The organism is Bacteroidales bacterium (assembly GCA_029210725.1).
Taxonomy (GTDB): Bacteria; Bacteroidota; Bacteroidia; order Bacteroidales.
The window spans coordinates 1-15,033 of the sequence record JARGFM010000047.1; the positions used below are offsets into that span (position 1 = coordinate 1).

Annotated in this window: 13 protein-coding genes; 4 read left to right on the plus strand and 9 right to left on the minus strand. The window is 54.0% G+C overall.

Going from position 1 to position 15,033, the window contains the following annotated elements:
* Window positions 1–267 precede the first annotated feature (267 nt).
* From P1P86_15900 to P1P86_15910, 3 genes are all read left to right on the plus strand, one after another.
* A complete protein-coding gene (locus tag P1P86_15900; GenBank protein MDF1576669.1) occupies window positions 268–888 on the plus strand; it encodes a hypothetical protein in 621 nt (206 codons plus the stop codon).
* 107 nt (window positions 889–995) lie between these two features.
* Window positions 996–1,973 carry a sugar phosphate isomerase/epimerase gene (locus P1P86_15905; GenBank protein ID MDF1576670.1) on the plus strand — a complete coding sequence of 326 codons (978 nt, stop codon included), beginning with the start codon at window positions 996–998 and terminating at the stop codon, window positions 1,971–1,973.
* Window positions 1,974–2,060: 87 nt separating this feature from the next.
* Window positions 2,061–2,978, plus strand: coding sequence for a hypothetical protein (locus P1P86_15910; GenBank protein MDF1576671.1), 918 nt, complete (start codon window positions 2,061–2,063; stop codon window positions 2,976–2,978).
* 2 nt (window positions 2,979–2,980) lie between these two features.
* On the opposite strand, the gene P1P86_15915 is transcribed toward P1P86_15910, so the two are convergent.
* The 9 genes from P1P86_15915 to P1P86_15955 form a co-directional block, all read right to left on the minus strand.
* Window positions 2,981–4,396: a putative oxidoreductase C-terminal domain-containing protein gene (locus tag P1P86_15915; protein MDF1576672.1), complete on the minus strand. Its 1,416-nt coding sequence runs from the start codon at window positions 4,394–4,396 to the stop codon at window positions 2,981–2,983.
* 25 nt (window positions 4,397–4,421) lie between these two features.
* On the minus strand, window positions 4,422–5,801 hold the full coding sequence (locus P1P86_15920; protein ID MDF1576673.1) for a Gfo/Idh/MocA family oxidoreductase: 1,380 nt from the start codon (window positions 5,799–5,801) through the stop codon (window positions 4,422–4,424).
* Window positions 5,802–5,812: 11 nt separating this feature from the next.
* Complete coding sequence (locus tag P1P86_15925; protein ID MDF1576674.1) at window positions 5,813–6,775, minus strand: PmoA family protein; 963 nt, start codon at window positions 6,773–6,775, stop codon at window positions 5,813–5,815.
* Window positions 6,776–6,785: 10 nt separating this feature from the next.
* Window positions 6,786–7,820, minus strand: a complete 1,035-nt coding sequence (locus tag P1P86_15930) for a uroporphyrinogen decarboxylase family protein (protein ID MDF1576675.1) — start codon at window positions 7,818–7,820, stop codon at window positions 6,786–6,788.
* Window positions 7,817–9,169: a DegT/DnrJ/EryC1/StrS family aminotransferase gene (locus P1P86_15935; GenBank protein MDF1576676.1), complete on the minus strand. Its 1,353-nt coding sequence runs from the start codon at window positions 9,167–9,169 to the stop codon at window positions 7,817–7,819. The genes P1P86_15930 and P1P86_15935 overlap by 4 nt, the downstream gene beginning before the upstream one ends.
* A gap of 11 nt (window positions 9,170–9,180) precedes the next feature.
* Window positions 9,181–9,753 (minus strand): pentapeptide repeat-containing protein, encoded by a 573-nt coding sequence (locus tag P1P86_15940; GenBank protein MDF1576677.1) that lies wholly within the window; start codon window positions 9,751–9,753, stop codon window positions 9,181–9,183.
* A 179-nt stretch (window positions 9,754–9,932) separates the two neighbouring features.
* Window positions 9,933–10,640 (minus strand): hypothetical protein, encoded by a 708-nt coding sequence (locus P1P86_15945; protein MDF1576678.1) that lies wholly within the window; start codon window positions 10,638–10,640, stop codon window positions 9,933–9,935.
* A gap of 31 nt (window positions 10,641–10,671) precedes the next feature.
* On the minus strand, window positions 10,672–12,189 hold the full coding sequence (locus P1P86_15950; protein ID MDF1576679.1) for an SLC13 family permease: 1,518 nt from the start codon (window positions 12,187–12,189) through the stop codon (window positions 10,672–10,674).
* Window positions 12,190–12,405: 216 nt separating this feature from the next.
* Window positions 12,406–13,158, minus strand: coding sequence for a hypothetical protein (locus P1P86_15955; GenBank protein ID MDF1576680.1), 753 nt, complete (start codon window positions 13,156–13,158; stop codon window positions 12,406–12,408).
* A 321-nt stretch (window positions 13,159–13,479) separates the two neighbouring features.
* On the opposite strand from P1P86_15955, the gene P1P86_15960 reads away from it, so the two are divergent.
* Window positions 13,480–14,961: a B12-binding domain-containing radical SAM protein gene (locus P1P86_15960; GenBank protein ID MDF1576681.1), complete on the plus strand. Its 1,482-nt coding sequence runs from the start codon at window positions 13,480–13,482 to the stop codon at window positions 14,959–14,961.
* Window positions 14,962–15,033 lie beyond the last annotated feature (72 nt).

Here is a 15,033-nt window from a genome sequence, read left to right on the forward strand (position 1 = left end):
AACAGATTTTCAAGACAATCAAAATTTCAAAGAACAAAGAGATTTATTTAACTCAAATATTTAACGCATCAGTAGTATTTTAGTATCTGGAGTTATGTAACGACATTATGTATAAAGGACCAACAAGGGTCTGGCCTGTATTTCGCTGGTATTACTTATAAAACCTCTGGCTTCCTAACACCATAGTCTTGCTTTCCGGGCGATCGGATCAGATTCAGGCACGTTTATTGCGTAATTTAGTGTCGTATTCACCCAAACATACATCTCATGAAAAAACTAACTTTGCTGATCGCGGCACTCACGTTTTCCTTCCATGTTTCTGCCCAGGATCCCATAAACCTTTTCGAAAACAGAAACGAACTCAATATTGGCTTTTTTAATGTCTTTGATCTGAATGCCGCCCATGACTTTGGTGTGGGTTATAAAATTTCAGGGGAACGAGGTGCACTCAGACTGGCCACCGGTTTCAACCTGAAAAGCTATGATAGAGATGGCGAAGACTATCAGTCAAAGGAGAAGTCATTTGGAATCTCCCCCCGGATTGGCTATGAGTTTCACCAGAATTTCAACCGGCTCCGGCTCTATTACGGGGCCGATGTGGTCACTTCATTTTACAAAGTTGTTAATGAAGTGACCTATCCGGTTATTGATCCCTATGAGACCAATATACAAACCATAAAGAGCAATGAGTATGGTCTGCGCCCGATCCTGGGATTAACCGTGTTTCTGAGCAAATCGGTATCTCTGTCGACCGAGACCTGTCTGAATCTATTGTTTTCTAAATCAATCCATGAGGATGATGATTCAAATCCTCACACTACCACCACCAAAGGTCTGAATATTGGACTTAGTCCGCTGGGAATTGTATCGATTAATTTTCATTTCTGACCGGAATGTGGATAAGCTGCGGAGCAGTGCAGTCAAACAATTATTACCTTTGTGTGGAATATTCTGTTTTACGCACAACTGTTTAAACCAATTTATATAAGATGAATATGAAAAAACAACTGCTTTCTAAAGTACTTTTTGTGGCTGTTGCCGCTCTTTTCCTGGTTTCCTGCAACAGCGGGAAAAAACCTGCAGCGGAAGCTGAGTCGCAGGCTGTTGTCGAAGCCACTCCCGATTTTCAGATCTCCCTGGCCCAGTGGTCCCTTCATAAGACCTATTTTGGCGGAGCCCCCGACTGGGCGGAGTTTGGAAGGCTGCTGATGGAAGATCCCGATGCCCTGCTCAAGGGGGAGATGGATCCCTTTGATTTCCCGAAAGTGGCTGCCGGATACGGAATTTACTGCATCGAGCTGGTGAATACCTTTTACTTCTCCAAGGCCAATGATATGGAGTACTGGGAGAAATTTAAGGCCCATTGTGAAGAGGCGGGTGTGACTGTGGGACTGATCATGTGCGATGCCCTGGGCAACCTGGGGGATGCCGATCCCGAAGTCCGCAAGGCTACCGTCGAAAATCACAAACCCTGGGTCGATGTGGCTGCCTTTCTGGGAGCAAAGACCATCCGGGTAAATGCCGCCGGAGAGGGTACTGCCGAAGAGGTGGCCACCCACGCGGTGGACGGACTCTCCAGGCTGGGTGAATATGCAGCCACCAGGGGGATCAATGTGGTGGTGGAAAACCACGGGGGTTACTCTTCCGATGGAAAGTGGCTCTCCGGGGTCATGCAGGAAGTGGGCATGGACAATGTGGGCACCCTGCCCGATTTTGGAAACTTTTACGAATATGACCGCTACCTGGGAATGGAAGAACTGATGCCCTATGCCAAGGGAGTCAGTGCCAAATCCAATGCATTCGATGCGGAAGGAAACGAGGCCAATATGGATTACCTGCGGATCATGAAGATCGTGAAGGACTCCGGTTTTAAAGGTTATGTGGGCATCGAATACGAAGGTACGGAGCTCAGCGAGGACGAAGGCATCAAGGCCACCAAGGCATTGCTGGAGAAAGTTTTTGCCGAGATTTAAAGGCTGATATTTTCAGGGCCGGCCCCGCCTGGCTGAAAGAGGGTTGCCTCACGCAACCCTGGCGCGGGGAGCTGCATCTTTTAGAAGATGAACAGAGCAATCGCACGATTCATGCTGCTGCTATTGGTGCTGGCAGGATGTGAAACGGAGAAGGATCCGGCGGAAGAACCGCTGGATCCTTCCTTGCTTCTGACCGATGGCTTTTGCCTGCTCTCCAAAAACCGGGTGGTCCTGAATCACTACGATATCGACTATTACGATTACAGTGCTCACCTGATCTACCTGAAGGAACCCCTGGACTTTGAGAAGGAGTTCACGGTGCCGGGGACCGCATCGGTTTATGCCGACAGCACCCGGATTTATGATTTGTCGCTCTTTTCGGCGGTAGCCTCCTATATCGTTTACGGTCCTTTGATTTTGGTCCCCCAGATCTTTTATCCCGATTTTGTCATAGCCCTCGATAAGATGTGGACCAGTCAGGAGCTGACAGAGGGGGCAGCCGACGAGCGCGAAGATCCGAGGATCGCGGAGGCCCTGGAAAAGTACGGGCAGTTCCGCCAGAGACTGGTCTGTGAGATCCGTTCGCTTACCTACACCTCGCCGGAGGATGTAGAGGTCAGACTGGAGCTGAGCAATCCGGATGAGGAAAGCTATTACTACCTGGACCCCGGAAAGATGGGAATGGGACTTTTTCACTATTTCACCAACGGACTGACCGTATGGGACCCGGCCTCTTCCCGGTACATCGATTCTGAAACAGAACCTGTCCAGCCCGATCCCTGGAACTCCTTCGATATGGAATGGATGTCGCTTCTGGAAGGGGGAAGCTCGGTAAGCCTTACGATAGACTATGGCCAGTATGGGGAGCTTCAGCCAGGAAGCTATGATGCCTTTTTCACGTTCCCGGGACTGCACCACCAGGTGGACCGGGGCGACCTGGATCAGCAGGATGGCCGGATCTGGCTGGGAGATATCGAGATGAGCGGCGCGCTGGTGGTCGAGTAGCCTTATTTCATATCAAAGGCCTGCTTCATCCCCTCGGTGGTGGTGTAGTATTTCACGATCATATTGGGGATTTCCCATTCCGGGAGGGTGCCCTTCAACAGGTAATCCAGGTACTTTTCGGTGACCTGGCCGAAATGGGCCTCATGCCCCGCTTTGTAATGTTCGGGAATATGCACCCGCCAGGTGAGCTCATCGACCTCCTCGATACCGATCCCGGGATATTTTTCCGCCACTTTCTGTACCCCGGCAATTAAGGCGCTGCGAAACGTTTCGGGCGACTCAATAAAGGTGGGCATGATATAGAGCGTGGGCTTATAGTCCTCGGTCTGACCCTGCCGGATGGTCAGTTCACAATTGGAGCCGCGCATGGTCGAGTAGTGCGTATCGCCGCTGCCCTCCGGTGCCTGGAAATTCCAGATCACCGAGACCCGGGCATGTATTCCTTTGATGGTGTAATTGATCTCGCCGTTGCTGTAAACGCGCAGGATGCTGCCATCCACATCCTTCTCCAGGAAGGAAGGGTAGGAGTCGAGTCCCGTGACCTTCCGGAACATCTCCCTGGTCAGGGCGGTGGTCCACCGTTTGGAAGAGGTGATCCGGATATCCTCTTTCCTGAGTACCTCGCCGGGAAAGGCTTCCCACTGCACCAGGTCCACCAGGTGGGTGGTCACATCCACGATCCCCTCTCCCTGCTGCTCCGTATCGAAGAACCAGGGGGGGCGTATCAGGGGCTCGCCCGAGACCAGCTTGGAGAAGTGGTGCACACTTTCCTTGGTGATGGCCGGAAGATTGGGGCTGCCGGTCTGCAGCTCCCCGAAGACTTCAGGCAGTTGGGAAAACTCCTTCTGCAGGAGGGTGGTGATCTCGTACCTTTCGGTCATCATATCATAGAGCAGTACTCCCTGCTCTTCGGCCGTGGCAAAGGCCTCCTCCAGCAGGGGAAACTCTTCGGGGGTGATGACCATGGGCTTGTCGGCCAGCACGTGGATCCCGTTCTGCACCGCTTTCCGGATGTACTCGGTTTTCCTGGCATTATTGCCCGAAACCACCAGGACATTGCCCGGCTTTTCGGTAAGCATCTTTTCCAGGAAATCGTCTCCGGTATAAACCTGCCCGCGCCAGGCCGTGGGATCTTCCTCCCGGGAGTTGTAGGAGCCGATCAGAGCCAGATAACTCTCCAGCTCCGGTCCCCCGGGGGCATAGACATAAACCTGCGGATCGACCGATTCGTACATGGTCTTCTGAACCAGCGCGGCATGGAAATGGCCCGGATCCAGGTTCATCAGCTTAACTTTTCCTTCCGGGGGGCTAAACATGGGACTGTTTTCCTGTGTGTTGGTTTCGGATTGGTTCCCGCTGGTGCAGGAGGCCAGCAGAAGAAGCAGGGCCCCTGTGGCAGTGATCGTATTGGTTTTCATGAAAGCGTTTTTTTTGCATAAGTAATCAGAGAACGAAATTGGTGCCGTAAGGATAGCGCTGGGGCCTTTCCAACAGGTCGTTGGCGCGGTCGTTATCCAGGAAACGTTCATGCACGGGATCCCAGTGCAGCCTGCCATCCATCTTCATGGCGATATGACTGACCAGGCAGGCCGAGCAGGAACGGTGCCCCACTTCGACAGGGGCCACCGGCTCCCTGCGTGAGCGGATGGCATTCAGCCAGTCGTGATGCTGCTCCGGGGCCTTGTAAAGCTGGATCCGCCCGGGGTCCGTCAGGGGCTCCAGGAGCCTGGGGTTGCTGGCATCCAGGGCCTTCAGCACCGTTTCCGCCTGGGCGGGATCGGAGGCAGTGACCGCCTCATTGCCGCGGCTCACAAAGATCCAGCCTTCACTTCCGTAAAACTTTACCCCGTTGGGAAAGGACCCGCTGACCTGCATCCTTACCCCGTTGGCATAACGGGCATGCACCATAAAATCGCCATGCACGTCCCAGAGTCCGGAAGAGGGAAAAGTGGCCTCCGCCTCTACTTCGACCGGACCGGTGTATTCGGTTCCCATGGCCCAGTGGGCCGTATCCAGGTGATGGGCCCCCCAGCCGGTGATCATCCCGGCGCCGAACTGTTCGCAACGCAGCCAGCCGGGACGGGAGAGGTCCAGCTGCGGATGCACCCGTTTCTCGGTATAATATTGTTGCGGAGTGGATCCCAGCCACATATCGTAGTTCAGGTTCTCAGGCACCGGCATGGGAAGCTCTTCCTCGCCTCCGGGATCGCCGGGCAGACCGATCTCGATTTTCTCCAGCTCTCCGATGCGGCCGTTGCGAACCAGTTCGCAGGCCTGGTGAAACTGGGGCCAGGGCACCGTGCCACGCTGCTGGCTCCCCTGCTGGAAGATGACTCCGGTCCGGTGCACCAGGTCGCTCATTTGCCGGCCCTCCCGGATGGTAAGTGAGGCCGGTTTTTGCAGGTAGATATCCTTGCCGGCCAGGGCCGCCTCCATGGCACACTGGGCGTGCCAGTGGTCTGGGGTGGAGATGAGCACCGCATCAATGCCCGGATCCTGCAGCATCTCCCGGTAGTCCTGGTAGACCGCCACATCGGTATAAGCGGCCTTCCCTCTTTCGGCATAGAACTGCCCGATCCACTCCCTGCCCTGACGGGCCCGGCGGATATCCACATCGGCCACCGCCACCCCGACGGCCATCTCGTGCCGGAGGGTTTCGGGAAGGTCATGGGTTAAAGCGATCCGGCCGGCCCCGATCTGCCCGATCCGGATCTTGTCGGAAGGAGGGTTCTTACCCAGCACATGAGATGGGATGATGGTGGGCATCGCGATGGTTCCGGCGCTGACAGCGGCGCTGTTTTTCAGGAATGTTCTTCTTTTCATAGCTGTGGTCTTTATTGAAACTCGTTCCAGTATTTCCCGGCGGTCTGGGTGGTGATGCTGCCGTCAAAAACCACCATCCGGTATCTCAGGGTATATTCCTTCCCGGGCTCCAGGACCCATTCCCGGTGACGGATGGGACAGAACTCAAAGAACATATTTTCCCTGCCCTGGTTGCTGTCGGGGGGCCACATCCGCATGGGTTCGGGATGGGCCCGGTTTTCGGGGTGACTCAGGAAAAGGATGCCCGAGCGGCCCTCCGGCACGGCAGATTCCCCCTCCACGATAACCCAGCGGGCCCGGGTGGCATCTGCATCGGACCAGGTTTTTCCTTCCGAGGTGAGGACCGTCGCATTTCCGGGATTCCATTTTTCAGTGCCCCGGTAGCCTAGTCCGCCTCCGTAACGGTATGCCTCCAGGGTGATCCCGCTCTCCAGCGGGGTACTGAGGGTGGTAAGAAGGTCCACCATATAGGCAGGACCCTCCAGGTTTTGCACCGTGACCTTCCAGATCTCATTCATGGCCACCCCTTCGCTTCCGTCCTCCCGGAAGTAGATGTGCTCCTGCCTGACCCGGAAGCCGGCCAGATTCTCCCCCTCGATCTTTTCCAGGTATCCGGCAAAACGCACGGTACCCTGTTTTTCGCCCAGGTTCCAGAAGTCGACCTGCATATCGCCAAAACGGGTCCGGGTCCAGGGGTTCCAGATGCCGTAGTGGTGCCAGTGGTCGGGGGGCTGAATCCGGGTGAGACGCTCCCCTCCGGGCGAGCGGAGAGGATGAATGTAGGCCGACCTTTTATAAACCTCCTCCACCCCCTGGGGAGGCAGGGTTTCCGAATGCACATAGCTAAGCACGGGCTGATTTCCGATGTGGATGGTGGTTTCATTTTCCTCGCAGGAGAGCCGGGGGCCCTTTGGCCCGGAGGGAGCCTGGAGGCCCAGGAATCCGGCAAGCAGGAGGCAGATCTGAAGGTTCATGGCGCAGCTTTCAGGGTTTGTAGGTTTTGACTGTTTCGATAAATATAGCCAGATTTCCGGAAGGAACCCCCGGGGGCATGCCACCGCCGCAGGAGAAGATGACCCGCGAGGGATCATCCAGGCCTTTCAGGAGCTGAAGGGCCGACTCCCTGACCCCGGCTTCCGTCCCGGAGGCCAGCACATCCCGGGGGGGAATGTTACCCAGCATGGCGACCCGGTTGGCGGTCAGCTCCTTCAGCAGGTTCAGATCTGTATCATACCCCATGTTAAAGAGATTGACCCCCATTTCCGGCAGGTGGCGCACCGATTCCATGCAGCCGGCGTCGTTATGCAGAAACTTCACGGAACGCGGAGGGGCGTAGAGCTCTTTGAAATAGGGAAGCCCAAACTCCAGGAACTGTTCCTCGCCCATAAAGCCGATGAGATCGTCCAGCAGCAGGATCCCGTCGATGGAAGGGAAGAGTGTTGCCTGGTGCTTGTGAAAGCCTTTCAGGTACTCCGTGATTTTGCGGATCAGCAGGTGTGTCTCCTCCGGATGGGTCATCATGGCCATCAGGAATTCGGTGGCTCCCATCAGGTAAGAGGCGATATTGAGCGGTCCGCGTGAGACGGAGAAGCGGATCTTGTGTCCGGCCTCTTCGATGGATGGCTGATTCAGTTTTAGCCTGTTGAGCATCAGGGGTCCCAGTCCGTCCTGAAGCGGATCGGGTACCCGGAGCAGGGCGATCTCTTCCGGGGAGCTTATCGGGGGGAAGGCGTGGGGGAACTCGTTTTGAGGGAAGGCCGGGCGCGCCCCAAAGGCCGTGGGTTCGCTGCACATGCCATATTCGGCCCAGAAACCGGGCAGAAAGATGGCGTCGGGAAAGCTTTGAATGGCCTTCAGGTTGGCTTCCAGCCAGAGCCGGTCGCTGGAGTAATAGTCCAGGATATCGATCCCGTACCAGTTGGGCAGCCAGGGCGAATCGATGATAAAGCCCACAGGCAGGGGGGAGAGAATTTCCCCTCTGATTACTGCTTTCAAATCGTCCCACTGTTTATCGGTCATAGCAACTGGCTCCGGTTCTCGTAGATTTTCTGAACCGCATGGATGATATCGTCCATATCTTTCCGGCCGGCCAGCAGCATGTTCTGGTAGAACCAGACCGCCTCCAGGGTCAGCTGGTCGTTGTCGGGCAAATTATGTAACTCTTCCCGGTACCTGTTGAGCCGCTCCCTTGAAAAGAGGCGCTTATATCCTTTGGAGCTGATCGCCTCTTCGATCAGTCCATCCAGATACTGCTGTCCGTATCCTTCCCCGCAGGGAATTCCCTCGGCCCGGAGGGCGGCAATGAATTTATGCCTGGCCAGTCCGTCCCAGTGCTCCTTTTTATACCGGAAAGGGTAGAGGTGACAGGCCGGACGCGTGGCTCCGTCGGAAAGCCTGTAAGGCACAATCCCGGGAATCTCCCTGAGCCTGGAATCCAGGTAGAGCGCATTCTCCAGACGTTTGTCCGCATCGCTGCGCGCCCTGTCCATCTGGGAGAGAAGCAGGCCGGCCTGGACCTCCGTCATTCGCTTGTTGGAACCGCGGACGGGATTTTCGCCCATCCCCTTCATGGACAGGCCGTGGGGCCGGCCGCAGTTGTGGTAGGCAAAACAGCGGTCCATCAGGGCATCGTTGTTTCCCGAAATGGCTCCTCCTTCGCCGGAAGGAATGTGCTTGGAGTTCTGGAAAGAGAAACAGCCCAGGTCGCCCAGGGTGCCGCACATTTCACCTCCGTATTCGGCCAGCCAGGCCTGGCAGGCATCCTCGATCACCGGAAGCTGATGCTTCCTTCCAATCTCCAGGATCCGGTTCATGTCGGCCGGCAGTCCGCATATGTGAACCGGCAGAAGGGCAGCGGTCCGTTCATTGATCTTCTCCTCGATTTTAAGCGGATTGATAGTGAAGGTATCCGGATCGGTATCGGCAAATACCGGCAGGGCTTTCTGATTGAACACCACGTTGTAGGTGGCGATAAAGGTGAAGGGAGAGACAATGACCTCATCCCCGGCATCCACTCCCAGGGTGTGCAGGGAAGTGATCAGGGCGGTGGTACCGCTGGCCGTGGCGATCACCCGCCTGGCCCCGATAAGCTCCGCATATTTTTTTTCGAACTCTAGGCATCTGGTCCCGTCGCCCCGGTACCAGTTTCCGCTCCGGAGCAGCTCCAGCATAGGCGCCTCGGCCTTTTTGTCCCAAATGGGCCAGGGTGGCCATTTGCTGCTTCTTACAGGAGTCCCCCCTCTCAGGGCCAGTTCAGAGCTGGTTCCCCTGATGGTTTTTGCAAACAGGGGAGAGGAAAGCATGGCCGCAGCGATACCCGCAGAGGTGCTGCTAATAAATCTTCTTCTGGTCAGCTTGTTCGTTTTCATTAAAGAAGGGTTTAAACGATTTCAATCTGAAAGCTTTTAAGCAGTCCCAGCACGAAAGGCAGGGAAAATTTAGCTCCCCGGATTCGGTTATTTTCGGGATCGATGGAGTAGTTGAGCGCCGTGGAGAGGTTGGCCCTCTCCAGGTTGGTATGGTCGAAGGTGGCATTCAGCAGGTCACATTGATCCAGAATTGCATTTTTCAGATCACATTCGGTAAAGTCCACCTCCTTCAGCGAGGTACTTTTAAAGACCGTGTGATTCAGTTTCACCTGGAAGAAGGAGGCGTGATCAAGCAGACAATCCTCGAAGCGTACCGTCATTCCCAGCTGGTCACAATCCTCAAAACGGAGCCCCAGCATTTTACACTCCTTAAAAATGGTCTCATGGAAAGAGCATTTTAAAATTTTTGCATTGCTCAGATCGCATCCGGCAAAGCTGCAGTCCAGGAAACGGATCCCGGAGAGATCAGAAGCTGCAAAATTGCAGTCTCTGAAACTGCAATTTTCATAATTGCCTTTGGGCAGCTCCGTTTCGGTATAGTCCTGCCTGGAGAAAAGTTGCTGCTCGATGTATTCCTCGTTCATAGGGATGTATTTGGTTCTGCTGCTCCGGATTCATCTTACTAAAGATAACCAGAATCTTTCATGATTCAATATCCTCACCAGGCAGTCTATATGCACAGGAAAGAGAAAGGGCAAAGAGGAGCGCAACAGGGTCTTTTTCATGGGTATGAGCTTAACTCATTTTAAGATAGAAAAAAATATTACAAGCTACCTGCCGGCTGTTTCCAGTACCATGCGATGGAGGCGAGGATCAGTGCTTCACCGGCACCAAAGATCCACCAGGCAAAGCGCAGGGGAATATAGGCAGTGGCCGCCTCCAGCACCTCGGGGTTTTTCACCTGCAGCATTTCAAGGAGGGAAAAGTGGGTCAGCATATGCTGGGAGTAATCCAGGACAAAGCCAAAAATCAGGATCAGGGAACCCAGAATGAGTCCCGCCCAGATTTTACCGGGAATGCGGCTTTCCAGGCCGCGACCGGCCCTAAGCAGGATCACCATGGCCAGCAGGATCATGCTCAGGGAGACCAGCACCGGCGAAAGAACCGGTCCGGTCCAGGTGGTGGGGATCAGGAAAAGCACATCCCAGGTCATCAGCGACTCCGGCCAGCCCAGCAGCAGCCAGAGGAATACATAGTAGAAGATGTCCCAGATGGCAAAGCTGTAGATAAACCAGGCGAAGCCTGTACTGAAGCTCCTTCCCGCCAGGACCCCGATACTTATCAGCATGACCAGGGTGGCCACCTCCCGGAACAGTTCGGTCAGGGCCAGGTTTACCGGGATGGGGGAGAGAGGAAATGCAAATCCCCCGGGGTAGAGGATTTCGCGCATATAAACCACCACGGCACTTTCCAGGAAGCCCATGGCAATGGCAAAGGCGGTGACGATAAGGATCAGACGACCAAACTTCATGTTTTTGGATATTAGCAACTTTCAAAATTTATCAGGGAGCCAGCCACAGCGGCAGCACTCCCGGTTTTATGTCAAACACCGTGCTGCCCAGCAACCAGGTGACCAGCACCACGGCCAGGATGCCCAGCATATTCAGGATAAACCCGGTGCGGGCCATGGTGGCGATCTTTATCCGGTTGGTTCCGAAAATAATGGCATTGGGCGGAGTGGCCGTGGGCAGCATAAAGGCCAGGGAGGATGCCAGGGTGGCCGGGATCATCAGAAGCAGGGGGCTGTTTCCGCTGCTGATGGCCAGGCTCGCAAAGACCGGCAGCAACATCTGGGTAGAGGCCACATTGGAGGTGAGTTCCGTCAGAAAGGACATCAGGGTCACCACGGCCAGCAGGATCAGGTAGGGATGCACCCCTTCGGTCCAGAGCAGCTGCTCCCCGAACCAGATGGCCAGTCCGCTCGACTGAAAGCCCAGTGCCAGGGCAAACCCGCCCCCGAAGAGCAGAACAATGTTCCAGGGAATCCGCTGTGCGGTCCTCCAGTCCATGATCCGTTCTTTTCGGTCTTTTCCTGCCGGAACGATAAAGAGAAGAATGGAGATAAACATGGCCACGGTGCCGTCGTTTATGTAATCCGGGGTATGGAAGAGTTGGGCCCATCCGGGGATGCTTACCTTGCTGAAGGTGATCCCGGCCCGGGTGATCCAGAGGAAGGCCAGCAGCAGGAAGAGTACCAATACGGTGCGTTCTTCGCGACTGGAAGGCCCCAGTTCCCGGTAGGCTGTGCGGAAGTGATCACGGTCAATACCCTTCCACTTCTTTTCCGGTCTGAAGCGAAGGTGTATTAACAGCCAGACCATCACCAGCATCACTGCCGAGATGGGCAGTGCAAAGACCATCCAGCTGGTAAAAGATATATCCGGAGCTCCCGGATAGAGGAGCGTGAGAATGCGGGGACAGACCAGGTTGGTCGGGGAACCCACCAGGGTCGACATTCCGCCGATGGAAGCGCTGTAGGCTATGGCCAGAAAGAGTCCCGTGGCGTAGCGGGTGACCGATTTGCCCGAAAGGGTTTCCTCCAGACTGACCACGATGGACATCACAATGGGGATCATCATCATGGTGGTGGCCGTGTTGGAGATCCACATAGAAAGGAAGGCCGAGGTGGCCATGAAGCCCACCAGGATCCGGCCCGGGCTCACCCCGATCAGCATCAGCAGTTTCAGGGCGATCCTCCGGTGCAGGCCCCATCGCTCCATGGCCAGGGCCATCATAAATCCACCCACGTAAACAAAGATGATGTGGTTCATATATACCTCGGAGACCGCTTTCCCGTCCAGGACCCCGAAGGCCGGGAAGAGGACCAGCGGAACCAGTGCCGTAACCGCCAGGGGGATGGTTTCGGTGACCCACCAGATGGCCATCAGTGTGGCAATGGCCAGGGTGGTGGACACTTCAGGCTTGCCCGGTTCCAGGTCCGTGAACAGGATGATCAGCAGGAAGGCAGCGATGCCCAGGAAAAAACCGGAGTACTTTTTTTGCACGCGGACCAAAGCCATATACAAGTATACTAAGATATTGACGAAGTGCCTGCATGTACCAGGATTAGATTATCCGGATAGATGAAAATCCGGCAGCCGGTCTTTGTCCAGATACCAGCATATCGGCTTCCGTGCGGAGCCGGGTTTTTTGTGCTTCTTTCCTGGTTCCCGGTAATATATCCGGACTGATCAATCCTGGACTAAACGTGGACCGGTCATCCTGGCAGGGAACAATTACTGAATGGTAAGAGCGATCCCGAACCGGTAGGGACTCATGATGTGATTGCGCGCGCTCCAATCAGCAATTCCAAACAAATCTGTGTATTCTGTGGCGACCACAGGCGACGCCAGGTCTCCAAAAATGGTTAATTTCCCAATGTCGCCCATCAGAAGATCGATCCCGACCTGGTAGGTAATTCCGAACTGTCCCTTGGAATACTCTCCGTATGTGCCGTCGCGTTCAGCGGTAAGGAAGTTTGCATTTACTGAAAAAATTCCGGGAGCTATACCACCCCAGAGTCTGTATTTTTCGCCGGGATATACAAATCTCACTGCAGCCCTTATGGAAACGGCATCAAAGAAGTACTTTACATCAGCGGGAAAAACTCCAGTTTCATGAGATCCGGTTTCCACTAAGACCCAACCCCCGCTGGATGCTTCACCCTCGAAGGCTACATCGGCACTCTTCCTTCCCATCTCCCCAAGCAGGCCAACCTCCATATTATTCGTCACAGGATAAAGTATTCCAAATCCGAAAAAATAGCCTCCTGCCATAACGGCATCCCCGCTGGATTCAACTGTGGAAGAAACAGGATTACAGGGAAGAGAAACCCAGGAAGGATACTGGATCCCTCCAGATACAATAAATGCGGATTTTTTCTTTGCTGCAATAGCCTGAGTTGCAGATGACGCAGTATCAGCGGTCTGACTGTAAACCATAAGCATAGTTGAAGCCAGGACCAGAAAGGTAATCAGTATCTTTTTCATTTCTTATTGTTTGGGGTGCTGGAAAATCAGCGCTAAATATAGCTGAAAAATATGACATTGAAAAATACCTGGAAAAAGGGTAACATTGTTGAAACATTACTTCCGAAAAACCGGGACAGTTGAATTATTTGAGGAATATTCTGAAGGTTTAAAAGACCTGGACGGGTTCATCTTCATCCCGCATATACGATATTCATCCCCCAGGACACGTCACTTATCCCGGGCCTTTTACAGTTTATACCTCCTTAGGGACAGCGGTCCCCTTTATTTTTAACAGCTGTCAGAAGGTGGTAATTTGCATGGAAATTTAAATTCCACGCCATGAATATCTTACTGGTCAGTCCGTTCATCCCCGACACTTACTGGAGTTTCAGGCATGCTTTGAAATTTGTTTCCAAAAAAGCCGTCAGTCCCCCGCTGGGATTGCTGACTATTGCTTCCATGCTGCCTGCCGCCTGGAAGCGCAAACTGGTCGATTTAAATGTTCGCTCCCTGAAGGATTCAGAGATTGAATGGGCCGATTATGTATTTATTGGAGCCATGTCGGTTCAGGCCGCATCGACCTCCCAGGTGGTTGAAAGGTGCAGGAAACAGGGCAAGATAATTGTAGCCGGAGGCCCTCTTTTTACGGGCGACCCGGAGGCCTGGTCGCATATCGATCACCTGGTCCTCCAGGAGGCCGAGATTACATTGCCCAGGTTCCTTGCTGATCTGGAGACGGGCCATCCCCGGAAGATTTATCAGACCGAAGAATTTGCGGATATTCAGAGTACACCACCTCCCGATTTTTCCCTGATCAATGTCTCCGATTATGCTCAGGTGAGCCTTCAGTATTCGAGGGGTTGTCCCTACGACTGCGAGTTTTGCGAAATTACCGCCCTGCTTGGAAGGAAAGTCCGCCTGAAATCCACCCGGCAGGTGATTCAGGAGATGGATCTTATCTATCAGACGGGATTCAGGGGGAACCTCTTTTTTGTGGATGATAACTTCATCGGGAACAGGAAACGTCTGAAGCAGGAGCTTCTTCCGGCCATTGGCAACTGGAACCGGGAACGGAAATATCCCTATACTTTTACCACAGAGGCCTCCATCGATCTTTCTGACGATCCCGAATTACTGAGTGCCATGGCTTATGCCGGCTTTGAAAAGGTTTTCGTGGGTATAGAAACCCCTGATGAGGAGAGCCTGAAGGAGTGCAATAAATACCTGAACCAGGGGCGGAACCTGCTGGAGAGTGTGGAAAAAATCCAGGCGGCTGGTATTGAGGTCTCGGCGGGATTTATTGTGGGATTTGACCATGATACTTCCGGGATATTCCAGCGGCAGATCGATTTTATTCAGCGCAGCGGGATTATCACAGCCATGGTGGGATTGCTGAATGCACCCAGCCGGACCAGACTGTACAAGCGACTGAAGGAGGAGGGCCGGATTCTCTGGACACACGAGGGAGACAATACCAACTACAGCATGAATTTTGTTCCAAAAATGAAACAGGAGCTTCTGCTCGAGGGCTACCAGAAAATCCTGGATAATATTTACTCCAGCAAAGCCTATTACCTGCGGCTGAAAGGCTTCCTGACAAACTTCAAACCCCGGTCAGTGGCCCGCGCACGCCTCAGTAAAGAAAACATGCTGGCCCTGCTGCGCTCCATCTTCTATCTGGGAATCGTGGACCACAGCAGATTGTACTACTGGAAACTGGTTTTCTGGAGCCTGAGCCGGCGTCCGGATGTCTTCCCCCTGGCAGTTACTTACAGCATTTACGGCTACCACTTCAGAAAGGTGTACCGGATCGATACCTAGCGTGAGTTTATCACGAATTTCAATTTAAACAATTTCTTCAAGAGTTGAACGGGCTGAATATCAGTCAGATGT